We start from the raw sequence: 16,038 nt of genomic DNA, 5'->3' as shown, positions 1-16,038 counted from the left end.
AGAATAACATGACGTCATTTCAAAGCATTTCCCCTGCACAGGCAGCGCAACTTACCCCTGCCCATATTATTCAATCCGATGCCGAAGCCTTAGAAATTGCGCATACCTTGGCAGAACAATTCAAGCACAATGCGATTCTGCGCGATGCTGAGCGCATTTTGCCTTTTGATGAAATTGAGGCTTATAGCCAGTCTGGACTTTGGGCCATTACGGTGCCTAAACAATATGGGGGCGCTGAAGTTTCAAGCTATACCGTGGCGCAGATTATTGCCCTCATGAGTGGTGTGGATGGTTCAATCGGGCAGATCCCACAAAACCATTTCTACGCGCTTGAAGTGCTGCGAAATACAGGTACTGAGCAACAAAAACAAAAACTGTATCAGGAAGTATTGCAAGGTGCGCGCTTTGGTAATGCCCTTGCAGAATTTAAAACCAAGAATGCTGCACAAAAGCAAACCGCAATTTCTCCGACAGCGAATGGTTTTATCGTCAATGGTGAAAAATTCTATTGCACGGGTAGTTTATTTGCACATCGTATTCCAACCTTGGTCAAAGATGAACATGACCGTGAATTTTTGGCCTTTATTCCGCGTAACAGTGAAGGCTTAGAGCTGATTGATGATTGGTCGGGATTTGGACAACGCACTACAGGCAGTGGTACGGTCAAATTCCACCAAGTCTTTGTTGCTACAGAAGATGTGATTCCTTTCGATCAAGCCTTTCAACAGCCCACCTTGGTTGGACCTTTTGCCCAAATTATGCATGCGGCGATTGAAACAGGCATCGCCCGTGCTGCTTTTGAAGAAACCTTGATTCGCGTTCGTCAAGCCCGTCCTTGGATTGATTCAGGTGTCGATGCTGCAACCCAAGACCCACTCACCTTATTAGAATTAGGTCGTGTCGTGGCAGATGTTCGCGCTAGCGAAGTGTTATTAAAACAAGCCGCTCGCTCTATCGATGCCGCCAAACCGCAACCCACCGAAAATAACATTACTCAAGCCTCTTTAGATGTTGCCAAAGTACGTGCGCATAGCAGTGAAACAGCACTTAAAGCATCGTCCAAACTGATTGAACTGGCTGGTAGCCGAGGTAGCCAGCGTGCAGATGGTTTAGACCGTTTTTGGCGTAACGCCCGCGTACATACCCTGCACGATGCGGCGCGCTGGAAGTATTACTTCATTGCCAATTTCACCCTCAATGGCATTCGCCCTCCTCGTCGGGGGACTTTGTAATGACACAACAAACGCCGAAAAAGATTATTTTAAATGCTTTTGATATGAATTCGGTTGGACATATCAATCATGGTTTATGGACACATCCGCGAGATCAATCGCACCGTTTCAATGAACTCAGTTATTGGACTGAATTGGCACAAACACTAGAAAAAGGCTTATTTGACGGCCTATTTATTGCCGACATTACGGGTGTTTATGATGTCTATCAGAATGGCATTGATTTAACCCTGAAAGAATCGATTCAGTTGCCTAGTCATGATCCAAGTACCTTGGTTTCAGCTATGGCTGCTACAACGCAACATTTGGGTTTTGGTGTTACGGTTAATTTAAGCTATGAAAATCCATATCAATTTGCCCGTCGTTTTGCAAGTTTAGACCATTTAACCCAAGGTCGTATCGGTTGGAATATTGTGACTGGCTATTTGGATAGCGCAGAACGATTGGTGGGACAAAAAGGCCTAAAAGAACATGACCTGCGTTATGCCCAAGCCGAAGAATTTCTTGAGCTTTGCTATAAGTTTTGGGAAGGCTCTTGGGAAAATGACGCGGTACTGAAAAATAAAGCACAGCGTATTTTTACCGATCCCGCTAAAGTACATGCCATTCAGCATCAGGGACAGTTTTATCAAAGTCAGGGGGTGTTTCAAGTCTCTCCCTCACCACAACGCACCCCTGTTTTATATCAGGCTGGGGCTTCTCCGCGTGGTTTAGCATTTGCGACTCAACATGCAGAAGGTATTTTTATTGGTGGAGATCGACCTGAAAAAATCAAACAACAAGTGGATAAAATTCGTGCCCTCGCGGTTGCTCAAGGTCGAGATGCCAATACGGTAAAAATTTTTGTAGGCATTACGGTTGTGACCGCAGAAACGGATGCTCTGGCTCAAGAAAAATTGGCTGAATATATCCGTTATGCCAGCCCTGAAGCGGGTTTAGCACATTACTCCAGTTCAGTCGGTATCGATTTATCCAAATTTGCTGATGATGAAGCGATTCCTTATCAAAAAACCAATAGCATTGCCTCGGTCAATCAAAAGTTTAAAGAACAAACCATTACACGCAATGACTTAAAAGCACAGCATGTCTTGGGTGGACGTTATCCACTCATTATTGGAAGTGGTGCGGCTGTGGCAGAACAACTGATTCAGTGGATCGATGAAACAGGCATTGATGGTTTTAATCTGACCCGCACGGTTGCCCCAGAATCACATCAAGACTTTATTCGTTATGTCATTCCTGAATTACAACAACGTGGGCGCTACAAAACAAGCTACAGCGAAGGCAGTTTAAGACACAAACTGTTTCAACAAGGCGACCATCTTGCCAACCATCATCCTGTACAGCAGTTCCGATGTTTAAGCTCAAATTCGGCTCCAGACTTAACCACACATTCAGAAAAACAGACAGCTTAACTGCTGTAAATTTAAAAATACGAGAGATAACATGGCTTTAACTGCAAAAAATAAATTTACCTTTTTAGGGGTACTTGTCGCTGCACTGGTGATCGGACTTGTGGCATGGAGCTACCATAAAAAGACCAGTAATACTGAATTGGTCATTGGTATTAGCCCACCCTTTGCTAACCCATTAAAGGTTGCCGTCGAAGAGGCGAAACAACAAGGGATCAATGTCAAACTGGTGGAATTTTCCGACTGGAATACGCCGAATATTACTTTGAATCATGGTGATATTGATGCCAATTATTTCCAGCATCAACCCTTCTTGGACAATGCCATCAAAGAAACTCAATTCAAACTGAAAGCATTGGATAAAGGCGTCACAACTCATGTCGGCCTATACTCCAAGAAATATCATTCACTGGATGAACTACCAGATCAAGCCCGCGTGGTCATTCCAAATGATCCTGTGAATCAAGGTCGTGCATTGTTGCTGTTACAACAAGCCAAACTGATTACTTTAAAAAATCCAGAGAATCATTTATCTAACTTACAAGACATTGCTGCCAATCCTAAAAAGCTGCAATTTATTGAAGTTGAAGGTCCGCAAACGGCACGTGCAGTGGATGATGCCGACTTAGTTTTCAGCTACCCACATTATCTACGTCTTGCCAAAACCATTGACCCGAATGATGCGCTGATTTTAGATGACAATACCAATACCCGTTATTCCATTTTATTTGTGGTGCGCGATGACTACCAACAGCAACACCCAGAGAAAGCCGCACAATTAGAAAAATTTATCAAAATTTATCAAACGTCTGCCAAAGTTAAACAAACTTTGAATGATGAAATTGGCTCAAAACTTTGGTTCCCGGGCTGGAAGTGAGATTGAGCGATGACAAATTCAGTTTCTATTTCTAAAAATCGTAAAACATGGTTGATTGGATTGACTGTGGTGATCTTGATTGCTGCTGTAGCGGTTTACCGTTACGGCAAAAGCCAAGCCCAACAAGATGTTCTCACCATTGGCATTAGCCCACCCTATGCCGAACTGCTGCAAAGCGTCGCTGATGAAGTGAAAAAACAAGGGATTCAGGTCAAACTGGTCGAATTTTCCGACTGGCATGCACCAAATGTCGCAGTACAAAACGGCGATATTGATGCCAACTTTTTCCAGCAAAGCGTCTTTTTACGCAATGCAATTCGTGAAACTCAATATGACTTACATGCCTTTGCCACGGGTACAGGTAGCCATGTTGGACTATATTCAAAGAAATATAAGTCTTTACAGGAACTCCCAAACAAAGCCCGCGTGGTCATTCCGAATGATCCTGTGAACTCTGCCCGCGCGCTGATTTTGCTGCACCGCGCAGGTTTAATTCAATTGAAAGATATCAATAACGAACTTTCGACTGTGCAGGACATCGTTCAAAATCCAAAACAACTGCAATTTATTGAAGTTGAAGGGCCACAAACTGCACATGCATATAACGATGCCGACCTCATCTTTGGTTTTCCGCATTACTTAAAAATGGCGAAAGTAACCGATCCGCATAGCGCTCTGTTTCTCGACCCTATCGATAAGAAATACGCAATTTTGTTCGTCACACGTAAAGACTATAGCGATCACAATCAAAAATTAGCCACTTTCGTTAAAGCTTTCCAAAACTCTAAAAAAGTTCAAGAGATTTTAGACCGAGATTTTGGCAGCAAAATGTGGTTTGAAGGCTGGAAATAAGGAGAAAGAAAATGGTGAGTTTTGGTTCTCATGTGGATTTTTCCCTTCCACACATCAAAATCCGTAATTTGAACAAATATTATGCAGTACAAAATCAACACGTCCATGCACTAAAAAATATCGATTTGGATATTCCTGAAGGTAAGATTTTCGGCATTATTGGTAAAAGTGGTGCGGGGAAATCTTCCCTATTGCGTACACTCAATGGCCTAGAAAAAGTCAATGAAGGCAGCATTCACATCCACCAACAGAATTTGGCGGAACTCAATCATGCAGAACTCATCCAATTACGTCAACGCATTGGTATGATCTTTCAGCACTTCAATTTAATGTCTGCCAAAACTGTGTGGGACAATGTCGCGCTACCGCTTAAAATTGCCCATTACAGCGCTGCTGAAATTGAGCAACGCGTCAGCGAAGTGCTAGAACTGGTTGGCTTAAGCAATAAAGCGCAACACTATCCTGCCCAACTCTCAGGTGGGCAAAAACAACGGGTCGGCATTGCCCGAGCGTTGGTACATCATCCTGAAATATTGTTATGTGATGAAGCAACTTCGGCACTTGATCCAGAAAGTACCTCAGTGGTGTTATCGCTGCTCAAAGAAATCAATCAAACCCTCGGTATTACCATTGTCCTGATTACTCATGAAATGCAAGTGATCCGTGAAATTTGCGATCAAGTGGTGGTGATTGAACACGGGGAAATTGTGGAGTCTGGACAAGTCTGGTCGGTATTTTCCAATCCTCAGCAGCAAATTACCCAAGAGTTGCTCAATTTAGAACAATTGGATTTGCCATTTCAGTTACACGAGCAACCTATAGCAGAATCAAGTCATGTGATTTTGCGATTAAGCTATGCCTCGCCCCTGCAACATGCACCCGATCTAAATTCGATATTCTCGGCAATCAATCGCCCTGTTCATTTGTATCAAAGTCATATTGATTCGATTCAGGAACATTTGATTGGAAAATTCGTGGTGGCTGTGCCACACCATGATCTGGATCTCAATCAGCTTAAACAACAACTGCAACACCAGTTTGCCAAAATTGAGGTATTGGGCTATGCACGACCAACTCATTGACCTTTTGCTCACAGGAACTGTTGATACGCTGATTATGGTCGGTGTATCGGCGATTTTAGCTTTCCTGATTGGCTTACCTATGGCAGTCATACTGGTGAATACCAGTGAACACGGCATTTATCCCTCAAAACCGATTAACCAAGCTTTGGGCTGGGTGGTGAATATCACCCGTTCAGTGCCTTTTCTCATTTTAATGGTAGCCTTGATTCCTTTAACACGCTTTATTGTCGGCACCAGTTACGGCGTTTGGGCTGCCGTTGTGCCTCTGACCTTAGCTGCAACGCCATTTTTTGCACGGATTGCCGAAGTCAGTCTACGTGAAGTCGATCAGGGCTTAATTGAAGCCGCACAAGCCATTGGTTGTAATCGTAAACAAATTATTTGGCATGTATTACTGCCTGAAGCATTACCTGGAATTGTGGCAGGCTTTACCGTCACCATTGTCACCATGATTAATTCTTCAGCGATTGCAGGTGCCATTGGTGCAGGTGGATTAGGTGATATTGCCTACCGTTATGGTTATCAACGTTTCGATATGCAAATCATGCTCGCGGTCATTGTAGTTTTAGTAGTTCTGGTTATGTTGATACAAGCAACAGGAGATGCACTTGCACAACAACTAGACAAACGAAAAGTTTAACAATCATGCACTTGAAGGTGTCGAAAAGAAAGATACGAGCCATGACCTGACTTTGTCATGGCTTTCATGTAAAATCAGCGCCAATTTTTAAATAATACGTTGTGAGTCATTTCATGGGTTTTAATTGCGGTATTGTCGGCTTGCCGAACGTTGGTAAATCTACCCTTTTCAATGCGTTAACTAAAGCAGCAATTGCGGCAGAAAACTTCCCGTTCTGTACCATTGAACCAAACACAGGGATTGTTCCTGTTCCAGATTTACGTTTAGACAAATTAACTGCAATCGTAAAACCACAACGTGTGATTCCAACCACGATGGAATTTGTAGATATCGCGGGTTTGGTTGCAGGCGCATCTAAAGGTGAAGGTCTTGGTAACCAATTCCTTGCCAACATTCGTGAAACTGATGCCATTGCACACGTTGTTCGTTGTTTTGAAGATGAAAACGTCATTCACGTGAATGGTAAAATTGACCCCTTAGATGATATTGCTACCATCAATACTGAACTTGCACTTGCTGACTTAGAAACTGTAACCAAAGCCGTTACACGTTTAGCAAAATCAGCGAAAAGTGGCGACAAAGAAGCCATTGCAACGAAAGCAGTTCTAGACAAAATTCTACCTTTATTAGATGAAGGCAAACCAGCTCGTGCTGCTACGCTTGATGACGATGAGCGTAAATTGGTGCGTGGTTTTGGTTTAATGACTTTAAAACCAACCATGTACATCGCCAACGTGGCTGAAGATGGTTTCGAAAACAACCCACATTTAGAAGCAGTTAAAAAACTTGCTGCTGAAGAAAATGCGATTGTAGTTCCACTGTGCAACCAAATCGAAGCCGAAATTTCATTACTTGAAGATGAAGACCGTGCTGAATTCCTTGAAGCTCTGGGTATGGAAGAACCTGGTCTTAACGTGGTGATCCGCGCGGGTTATGCATTACTTGGCTTACAAACTTACTTCACGGCAGGCGTACAAGAAGTTCGTGCTTGGACTGTAAAAGTTGGTGCAACTGCACCACAAGCTGCGGGTGTGATTCACACTGACTTCGAAAAAGGCTTTATCCGTGCTGAATGTATTGCTTATGATGACTTCATTCAATACAACGGCGAAGCGGGTGCCAAAGAAGCTGGTAAATGGCGTTTAGAAGGTAAAACTTACGTGGTACAAGATGGCGACGTTTTACACTTCCGTTTCAACGTCTAATTAACTTAGATGTTTTAAAAAGCCAGTGATTACACTGGCTTTTTTATTGCTGATATTCAACAAGAACGCCTTCATTAGTGTATTTTTTGCACCATCTACATAAGGGCATTATGTCCTATGCTTTAATCTTCTGCTTTTTACCCACCTCTTGATCCATCCTCCATTAGAACAGAATCAAACTGGACATAGATAATGCACCCAACATATGATAAATATAATGATAATAATTATCATTATATTTACATTAAATCCAACATCGCCTACACTCCTATTCATAACTAAAAACTTAGATTGAAAGGATGATGCTATGGCTTATACCCTTCCCCATTTACCTTATGCCTATGATGCACTCGAACCGCATATTGATGCGAAAACCATGCAGATTCATCATAGTAAGCATCATCAGACTTACATCAATAATATTAATGCAGGCATTGAAGGGACACCGTGGGAAAACTTAACTGTGGAGCAATTAGTCACTCAGGTAAATGATGTTCCAACAGAACTCAAAAACAATGTCATTAACAACGCAGGTGGACATGCCAATCACAGCTTATTCTGGACTGTTATGAGTCCTCAAGGCGGTGGAAAACCTATAGGTAAAATTGCGGTAGCAATAGAGACTGAGCTGGGTGGATTTGACAAATTTAAAGAGGCTTTTACCAAAGCGGCACTTACCCGCTTTGGTAGTGGATGGGCTTGGTTAACAGTTACCCCAGATCAAAAATTATTGGTAGAGAGCAGTGCCAATCAGGACTCGCCACTCATGCAAGGTCACACGCCCGTTTTAGCACTCGATGTGTGGGAACATGCTTATTATCTTCAATATCAAAACCGTCGTCCTGAATATATTGCCGCATTTTTTAATGTTGTCGACTGGCAGGAAGTCAACCGTCGTTATGAACAGGCAATTCAGTAATATGTACGCAGCCACTGACCTACCTATGACAGCACTTCATCAACTACGCTTTATATTGGGCGTTCTTATTTTGCTAAGTGGTGCATTACTTTGCATTTATAAAGTGGCTACATCCCTATATATATTTTAACTTTTGAGAAACTGTATCCAATGCTCCATATCGCAGAGCATTGGATTAAAATATATAAAGATTTAAATAATATTAAGATGTCGTAACATTCACAGTTTTTGCATCCATTGCAGCTCTTTGTTTTCTGGCTTGTTCAAGAATGTGTTGTTGCAATTCTTTTCTAAAGCCCATCATAAATATCGCTTCGGCTAATACAAATAAAGGGCCAATAATCAAACCAATTAAATCATCGACAAAGGCAGGTTTTTTCTTTTCATAAAAATGCCCAACAAACTGAAATACCCAGCCCACCACAAAAATACCAATGCTCAGCATTAACCACACCGCAAAACCTAAACCAGCAATCTTTAATGCCAAAGGATAGACCGCAGAAAATAGCAATAACATGATACAGCCAAACCAGAGATCTAATTTCAAATAATACGCACAACTCACTATAATCAAGACCAATGCTAAGGTGATTTCAAATCCTGAAAAGTGAAACCCTGCCCGTGCAGTCAAACACATAATGGAAAACACAATCAGCGGAATCCCGACAAAGTGCGTTAAAATATTTTTATGATCAAGATGATAAGCCGCATACTGGCTTAAAAGTTGTTCTAATTTACTCATTGGGATCGTCCTTGTAAGATGCATCAACTCACTATATAAAAAAATCATTTTTATAGTTGTCACCTAGCCGACAATTCAAAATATAAGGATGTCTATGACACTGCAAATGGATGATCTTCAACATCTTGCCAATAACCGTTGGTATTCTGAGCTACCAGTTCCTTTTCAGCAGTTTATTCAGGAACATGCGCTTATACAGCATTATCAGAAAGAACAAGCTATTTTTTATTCTGGAAATGCTTTTGATGGAATCTATGCGGTGCTCGATGGTGCAGTACGCTTAGGTTATGTCGATATTGAAGGTACAGAATCTATTGCTGCAATTGCAGAACCCATCATGTGGTTCGGTGAAATCTCTTTAATTGATCAGCAACCGCGCTCCCACGATGCCATTGCGATTCAAAAAACACGAATTTTACAGATTCCCAGTGTTGCCATTCACACTTTACTCACCACCCAGCCTCAGTTCTGGTTTCATATTGCTCAACTCACCAGCCAGAAATTACGTATTGCCTTTTTAGAGCTAATTTCAATTCAAACTCAGACCATCAGGCAACGGCTTGCTCTACGATTAATGCTGATTTTACAAGGCTATGGCAATCATGTCCTGATTGAAAAAAATGTCATTCAACTCAGTCAAGAACAACTTGCGCAGATGCTAACTTGCTCACGGCAAACGGTGAATCAGGAATTGCAGGCTTTAGAAAAACTTGGTGTGTTAAATCTGGCATTTAAAAAAATTGAAATTATAGATCAAGAGCAATTACATCGCTTGGCACATACTCGACAGAGTTGAGTTCATCAACATCAACTGTCATTTTATGGTGCAAAAGTTTTCACCATAAATGTGCATTAAATATTAAAGGCACCAAAAAGCAACATTAATTTAAGAGGTTAATTGACAGACATTGACCTCATCAAAGCCATTGGTGCAAGGTGCAACTTCTTGTGCAACAGAAAAATGTAAAGCAACATGTACTTTCGGCTGTTCAATCTGAGCATTCACAGTTGAACTAAATACGCATAAAAGACTAAAAGCAAGCATAGATGTTTTCAACATAGAACGATAACCTCGTGATAATAAATGTGACTTTTCACGTAAATTATACACTTTTTATCGCATTAGGATAATGCATTGAATTAATCAAGACAGTGTTATTTTCTATTATCGTCGTGGCTGTTTTCGCATCTGCATTGTAATTTTATAAACCACAATGCAGCTTTAAACATGCAAATTTTATGAACTAAATGCCTTTTTCTTCGGGTCTGTATTGCCTAATTCTGGATGCTCTAGTGCATCTTTACATTGTGCTTTGTCTCGTTCGTAATCCGCTTTTTTCTGCGATACTGTCGCTGAGTTCTCCATGGTTTCACGCGCCCAAACATCTAAACTGGTCAATGCTTTTCGACACAACGCATATTTGCCTTCAGTGACCGAGTCCGTCATTTTGACGTTTATACGCCATTCTGTACTCAGTTTTCGTGCAGGTTTACGCACCTTTTCTTCAATTAAATTCCGTTGCTTACGATATACATAAGGATCTGCCTCGTTCATGAATCGCCATGCTTCATGTGCATAAGTGGTCGCATCATTGGTCAATTTAGGCGCAGCTTTAATTTCTGCTTTCTTTTCAGCATGATCTGAAGATTGACCACAACCTTGTAAAAACAAAGCACTACTTATTACAGAAACAACAAGCACAGGCGCTCTAAGTATTCGCATTTAGGGAATCACCGCAACAATCGAGTAAGCACTATGCTAGTAAATTCGGCTACAATACACAATCTTATTTGACCTATCGTTTAACTCTAACAAGGTGTGTCGTGTCACAACACAAATTAACACCCACGCAAACGGCGGGCTTTTGGCAAGGTGCCAAAGATAGCCAAGCAATTATCTTTACTTATTTACCTGTATCTTTTGCATTTGGGGTTTCAGCAACACAGTTTGGCTTTAGTGCTTGGGAAGCCTTATTTCTCTCTTGTACCATGTACGCGGGTGCTAGCCAATTTTTGGTGGTTGCACTTTTAGGCAGTGGGACGTCTATTTGGATGACGGCACTGACGGTCATTGCCTTGGATATTCGTCATTTACTGTACGGTCCAGCCTTACAAAACCTAATTCAAGACCGATTAAACCTAAAAAAAACCGCGATTTGGGCGTGGGGACTGACTGATGAAGTCTTTGCTTCAGGCATGATCAAACTCTCTCAAAGACGCCAAGAATGGTCTGAATCATGGATGTTAGGACTCAGTTTATTTAGCTGGTTGTCTTGGGCGACAGGCTCCTTTTTGGGTGGGCTATTTGCCGATCAGGTAACTCATTTACCCCAGTTTTTACAGGCTGCACTGGATTTCTTGTTGCCCGCGTTATTCCTCAGTTTCTTGCTGGCTGCCTTTGAGAAGAAACATATTTTTGTGGTGAGCGTGACCATTTTAGTGTCTGCGATTGCCTGTTATTTCATTGATCTCTCTGCGGCAATTTTTATTGGTATTTCATCAGGTATATTTGCAGGTTTATTTAAGCACTACATCCTCAAACAACATGATGCCGAGCACACAGGAGCACCACATGAATCTTGAAATTATATTGGTGGGAGTTGTGGTCGGTATTGCCAATTTTGTCTCACGTTTTGGTCCATTTTTTGTCATTCAGAAATTTCAGCAAAATTCACAAAAGCGTGGTGCATTGTGGTTAAAAATCGCCTTGGGCTCAATTGGTATTTCTGCTATTAGCTCCATGTTGGTCGTTGCGACTCTTCCTCCACTGTTAGAAACACCCAATAAAAGTTTGGCAATGCTCATTGGGTTCTTGGTACTTACAGGTTTATATTTTAAGTTTAAGAAAATTGTACCCGCAACTTTAACTGCTGCTTTAACCTATGGTCTGGTTTATACCTACATCCCTTTTCATTTTTAATTTATTTTGAACGAATGATTCACAACACAATTAATCACTTGAGAGCAATTTTCAGGTGATTAACTAAAAATATGAAATAAACTTACTTTACGAAAGTTAAAAGAATTTTTATGAAAACCATAAATGATCCTGTCAGAATAAATTGCTCAAAAAATTGTTCGACAATCTGATTATTTTATGTGAAAGCGACCTGAACACGGCCCTGAGTTCTGCTATGCTAAAACCCCATTTACGCAAGGATGAATCACATGAGCGTGACTATTGGTACTCCCCTTCAATCTTCTGCATTTAAAGTTCTACTATTAGGGTCTGGTGAACTCGGAAAAGAAGTGGTGATTTCACTGCAACGTTTAGGTGTCGAAGTACACGCTGCTGACCGATACGACCATGCTCCTGCCATGCAAGTTGCGCATTATCAATACACCTTGAATATGGCAAATCCTGAAGAATTAAAACAACTGATTGCCAAAGTAAAGCCTCATCTTATTGTTCCTGAAATTGAAGCGATTGCTACTGAAGTTCTGGTTGAAATTGAAGAAAGACAACCCGCAACAATCATTCCTTCTGCAAAAGCCGTGAACCTCACCATGAACCGTGAAGGTATCCGTCGTTTAGCTGCGGAAGAACTCGGCTTACCCACCTCTGCTTACCGTTTTGCCGATTCTCTTGAATCTTTCCGTGCTGCTTGCGATGACATTGGTTATCCAAACTTTGTGAAACCTGTAATGTCCTCTTCGGGCAAAGGTCAATCACGCGTAAAAAGCTTTGCCGAAGTCGATGCGGCTTGGGAATATGCGCAAACAGGTGGTCGCGTCAATCAAGGTAAAGTGATTGTTGAATCTCAAATTGATTTTGATTTTGAAATTACCTTACTCACTGTTCGCGCGAAAAATGCTGAAACAGGTGAAATTGAAACCCAATACTGCGACCCAATTGGTCATCGTCAAGATTCTGGTGATTATGTAGAAAGCTGGCAGCCACAACCCATGACAGCAGTGGCTTTGGAAGAAGCTAAACGAATTTCTCACAAAGTCACTACAGCCTTAGGAGGTTGCGGTATTTTTGGTGTGGAATTGTTTGTCAAAGGTGACAAAGTGTGGTTTAGTGAGGTTTCACCTCGTCCACACGATACAGGCCTTGTGACTTTAGCTTCCCAATATCAAAGCGAATTCGAATTGCATGCGCGCGCCATTTTAGGCTTGCCTGTCAATACCACTCGCCACAGTGTTGCTGCAAGTGCTGTCATTTATGCAGGTGTAGATGATACCAATCTTTCCTTCTCTGGCTTAAATCTTGCTTTGGCAAATCCAAATACTGATTTACGTCTGTTCGGAAAACCTGAAGGTTTTAAACGCCGCCGTATGGGTGTTGCTACTGCACGTGCGGAAACTACCGATCAAGCACGTGAACTGGCACAACACGCTGCGGATCAAGTCATTGTGAATCAGAACTAACTTATACATATTACGGACCACTGTTCATGATCAATACTTCACCATTGTTGAATTACGTCAAAAGTAACCATGATATTCAAGCGATTAACCAATGGCGTACCGATGTAGAAAAGCAATTACAGGAAAGTTTTGAACATGGACAGCCCATTCGTGAAATCATTTTAGCGCGCTCTAATCTGATTGATGAAGCGCTGCAATTTCTCTGGCAACATGCTGAATTAGATCAAACCAATCTCGGTCTGTTTGCGGTCGGGGGCTACGGTCGCCATGAAATGCTGCCATATTCAGATGTCGACATTATGATTTTGTCGGAAGATGAAATTACCGCAGATCAAGAGAAACTGATTTCCACTTTTATTTCTTCACTTTGGGATGTAGGGAATTTTAAACCTGGCATCAGTGTGCGCAGCATTCGCCAATGTGTCGAAGAAGCCACCAATGATCTCACTGTTGCCACCACCCTCATTGAAGCACGTCTAATTATCGGCTATGAACATCTCGCACGTTGGCCTCGTCGTATCGTTTCACAAACTTGGACCGATAAAACTTTCTATGATGCAAAAATGGAAGAGCAACACCGCCGTTACGCACAGCACAACAATACTGAAAGTAACTTAGAACCCGACATTAAAAACGCTCCGGGCGGTATCCGGGATATTAACCAGATTGGCTGGATTGCTAAACGCCACTTCCGAGTCAACCGTATTTATGACTTGGTCCATTTGGGCTTTATTTCTGAGTTTGAACTCGGTGTCTTGGAAGAAGCCGAAAGTTTCTTATGGGAAATTCGCCATCATTTACACCGCCTAACCAAACGTGACGAGAACCGTTTATTATTTGACTATCAGCGTGACATTGCTGGCATGTTTGGTTATGTACGTGAAGAAGATAAGTCCCCTAACTACCCCATTGAACAATTCATGAAACGGTACTACCGTACTGCACAACAAGTTTCGACCCTAAATGAAATGTTGTTGGCGTATTTTAGTGAATCCGTCATTACCCCTCGACTGCCACAATATGAACGTCAAATTGTGGAAATTAATGATAATTTCAAACTGGTCGATGGTAAGTTAGCAGTTCAACACCATAAAATTTTTGCTGAAAAGCCTAGCGCAATTTTAGAATTATTCTATTTACTCGCGAACCGTCCAGAAATTGAAGGTATTCGTGCGCGTACATTACGTTTATTGATTTTAGCCGCTAAACGCATTGATCAGGCTTATCGGGATAATCCTGAACACCAAGCCTTGTTCATGGCAATTATTCGTTCGCCTTACCGCTTATATGACACCATGGTCGCAATGAAGCGTTACGGCGTTTTAGGCAATTATATTCCTGCTTTCGGACAAATTATGGGACTCATGCAATATGATTTGTTCCATATTTATACGGTCGATGCACACACTCTCTTGTTATTGCGTAACTTAAATCGCTTTAAAGAACCTGAATTTGCCAAAGATTTCCCTGTCGTCAGTTCAGTATTCCAACGTTTAGCGCGACGTGACATCGTATTCTTAGCTGCCCTATTCCATGACATAGCCAAAGGACGTGGCGGTGACCACAGTGAACTCGGTGCAGAAGATGCGATTGAATTCTGTCGGGTACACGGATTTACTGAGCGCGAATGTAAACTGGTGGCGTGGCTAATTCACAATCATCTGCTCATGTCACTGACGGCACAGAAAAAAGATATTTCTGACCCCGATGTGGTGAAAGATTTCGCAGAAAAACTGGGGGATATGGAGCATTTAGATTACCTCTATACCCTCACTGTTGCCGATATTAATGCGACTAACCCAAAACTTTGGAACTCATGGCGCGCATCACTCATGCGCCAACTCTACACGCATGCTCGCGACATTATTCGTACCGGTCTTGGTCGTCCTGTCGACTATCAAATGCTGATTGAAGACACCAAATTTGCAGCCAGTGAAATGTTAGTGAACGATTTCTCTTTGACTGATGTAGAAAAAGTCTGGCAAGAACTCGGCGATGAATATTTCATTAAAGAATCGGCTGATGAAATTGCTTGGCATACCCGCGCAATATTAGAACACGGTGAAAATCCAGCGCCTCTGGTATTAATGCGAGCACATCGTAAATCAGCACAAGATGCGGTGCAGATCTTTATTTATACGCGCGATCAACCCAACTTATTCGCAACCACTGTAGCCATTTTAGATCGAATGAATCTGGATGTTCAAGATGCGCGAATTATTACTGCGACTACAGCATTTAGTTTGGATACCTATTTGGTTCTAGACCGTTTCGGCACCTTATTAACTGATCCTGAACGTGAGGCTACGGTTATTCACTCGCTCACCTCAGCACTCAGCCAATCCGATAAATATCCTGGATTAATGCAGCGCCGTATTCCACGCCAACTTCGCCATTTTGATATTGAAAATACTGTAGATGTAACCTTGAATGAAGCGTTACAGCAAAATATGGTTGAAATTTCTACACTTGACCATCCAGGATTACTTGCGAAAATTGGTGGTCTGTTTATGATGCAAGGTTTAGACATTCATTCTGCTAAAATTGCCACTTTAGGCGAACGCGCCGAAGATATCTTCTTTGTGACCAAAAAAGATGGCTCACCAATGACGGAAGAAGAAACGGTATTATTTGCCAATCAACTGAAGCTCGCATTGGATGAAGCCTCTAATCAGGTCTGTGGTCAACATTAATTTTTAACGT

At 41.9% G+C, this 16,038-nt stretch carries 16 protein-coding genes; 13 read left to right on the top strand and 3 right to left on the bottom strand.

Translation table 11 applies throughout. The annotated features are described in order from the left end of the window. The first annotated feature begins 8 nt into the window (after positions 1-8). The 8 genes from DCO44_RS13160 to DCO44_RS13125 all read left to right on the top strand — a co-directional run bounded on the left by DCO44_RS13160 (position 9) and on the right by DCO44_RS13125 (position 8,219). A complete protein-coding gene (locus DCO44_RS13160; RefSeq protein WP_116762627.1) occupies positions 9-1,232 on the top strand; it encodes an SfnB family sulfur acquisition oxidoreductase in 1,224 nt (407 codons plus the stop codon). Further along, positions 1,232-2,647 carry an LLM class flavin-dependent oxidoreductase gene (locus DCO44_RS13155; RefSeq protein WP_116762625.1) on the top strand — a complete coding sequence of 472 codons (1,416 nt, stop codon included), beginning with the start codon at positions 1,232-1,234 and terminating at the stop codon, positions 2,645-2,647. Before DCO44_RS13160 ends, DCO44_RS13155 begins: the two co-directional genes overlap by 1 nt. A gap of 31 nt (positions 2,648-2,678) precedes the next feature. Continuing rightward, the gene (locus DCO44_RS13150) at positions 2,679-3,521 is read left to right on the top strand and encodes a MetQ/NlpA family ABC transporter substrate-binding protein (RefSeq protein WP_044739484.1); all 843 of its coding nucleotides are present in this window, start codon (positions 2,679-2,681) and stop codon (positions 3,519-3,521) included. 9 nt (positions 3,522-3,530) lie between these two features. After that, entirely contained in the window at positions 3,531-4,373 is an 843-nt protein-coding gene (locus tag DCO44_RS13145) for a MetQ/NlpA family ABC transporter substrate-binding protein (RefSeq protein ID WP_116762623.1), read from the top strand. Between the two features lie 11 nt (positions 4,374-4,384). After that, on the top strand, positions 4,385-5,455 hold the full coding sequence (locus DCO44_RS13140) for a methionine ABC transporter ATP-binding protein (protein WP_116762621.1): 1,071 nt from the start codon (positions 4,385-4,387) through the stop codon (positions 5,453-5,455). Further along, positions 5,436-6,095, top strand: coding sequence for a methionine ABC transporter permease (locus DCO44_RS13135; protein WP_116762619.1), 660 nt, complete (start codon positions 5,436-5,438; stop codon positions 6,093-6,095). Before DCO44_RS13140 ends, DCO44_RS13135 begins: the two co-directional genes overlap by 20 nt. 113 nt (positions 6,096-6,208) lie before the next feature. Further along, complete coding sequence (gene ychF, locus DCO44_RS13130; RefSeq protein WP_116762617.1) at positions 6,209-7,300, top strand: redox-regulated ATPase YchF; 1,092 nt, start codon at positions 6,209-6,211, stop codon at positions 7,298-7,300. Positions 7,301-7,607: 307 nt separating this feature from the next. After that, positions 7,608-8,219 (top strand): superoxide dismutase, encoded by a 612-nt coding sequence (locus DCO44_RS13125; RefSeq protein ID WP_116762615.1) that lies wholly within the window; start codon positions 7,608-7,610, stop codon positions 8,217-8,219. Between the two features lie 202 nt (positions 8,220-8,421). On the opposite strand, the gene DCO44_RS13120 is transcribed toward DCO44_RS13125, so the two are convergent. Continuing rightward, on the bottom strand, positions 8,422-8,961 hold the full coding sequence (locus DCO44_RS13120) for a DUF962 domain-containing protein (protein ID WP_116762614.1): 540 nt from the start codon (positions 8,959-8,961) through the stop codon (positions 8,422-8,424). A 94-nt stretch (positions 8,962-9,055) separates the two neighbouring features. Here DCO44_RS13120 and DCO44_RS13115 point away from each other — a divergent pair, with 94 nt between their 5' ends. Then, positions 9,056-9,757: a Crp/Fnr family transcriptional regulator gene (locus DCO44_RS13115; RefSeq protein WP_116762612.1), complete on the top strand. Its 702-nt coding sequence runs from the start codon at positions 9,056-9,058 to the stop codon at positions 9,755-9,757. Between the two features lie 90 nt (positions 9,758-9,847). On the opposite strand, the gene DCO44_RS16655 is transcribed toward DCO44_RS13115, so the two are convergent. Both DCO44_RS16655 and DCO44_RS13105 read right to left on the bottom strand, forming a co-directional pair. Beyond that, positions 9,848-10,021, bottom strand: a complete 174-nt coding sequence (locus DCO44_RS16655) for a hypothetical protein (protein WP_165815719.1) — start codon at positions 10,019-10,021, stop codon at positions 9,848-9,850. A gap of 177 nt (positions 10,022-10,198) precedes the next feature. Continuing rightward, positions 10,199-10,684, bottom strand: a complete 486-nt coding sequence (locus DCO44_RS13105) for a hypothetical protein (protein WP_116762608.1) — start codon at positions 10,682-10,684, stop codon at positions 10,199-10,201. Positions 10,685-10,785: 101 nt separating this feature from the next. On the opposite strand from DCO44_RS13105, the gene DCO44_RS13100 reads away from it, so the two are divergent. From DCO44_RS13100 to glnD, 4 genes are all read left to right on the top strand, one after another. Next, the gene (locus tag DCO44_RS13100) at positions 10,786-11,544 is read left to right on the top strand and encodes an AzlC family ABC transporter permease (protein ID WP_116762606.1); all 759 of its coding nucleotides are present in this window, start codon (positions 10,786-10,788) and stop codon (positions 11,542-11,544) included. Further along, positions 11,534-11,881 (top strand): L-valine transporter subunit YgaH, encoded by a 348-nt coding sequence (gene ygaH, locus DCO44_RS13095; RefSeq protein ID WP_116762604.1) that lies wholly within the window; start codon positions 11,534-11,536, stop codon positions 11,879-11,881. The genes DCO44_RS13100 and ygaH overlap by 11 nt, the downstream gene beginning before the upstream one ends. 239 nt (positions 11,882-12,120) lie before the next feature. Further along, the gene (gene purT, locus DCO44_RS13090) at positions 12,121-13,335 is read left to right on the top strand and encodes a formate-dependent phosphoribosylglycinamide formyltransferase (protein WP_171304983.1); all 1,215 of its coding nucleotides are present in this window, start codon (positions 12,121-12,123) and stop codon (positions 13,333-13,335) included. 26 nt (positions 13,336-13,361) lie between these two features. Beyond that, positions 13,362-16,028, top strand: a complete 2,667-nt coding sequence (gene glnD, locus DCO44_RS13085; RefSeq protein ID WP_116762600.1) for a [protein-PII] uridylyltransferase — start codon at positions 13,362-13,364, stop codon at positions 16,026-16,028. Positions 16,029-16,038 lie beyond the last annotated feature (10 nt).

The sequence above is a fragment of the Acinetobacter sp. AM genome, assembly GCF_003105055.1.
Taxonomy (GTDB): Bacteria; Pseudomonadota; Gammaproteobacteria; order Pseudomonadales; family Moraxellaceae; genus Acinetobacter; species Acinetobacter tibetensis.
This window is presented reverse-complemented; position numbering and strand designations above follow the sequence as displayed.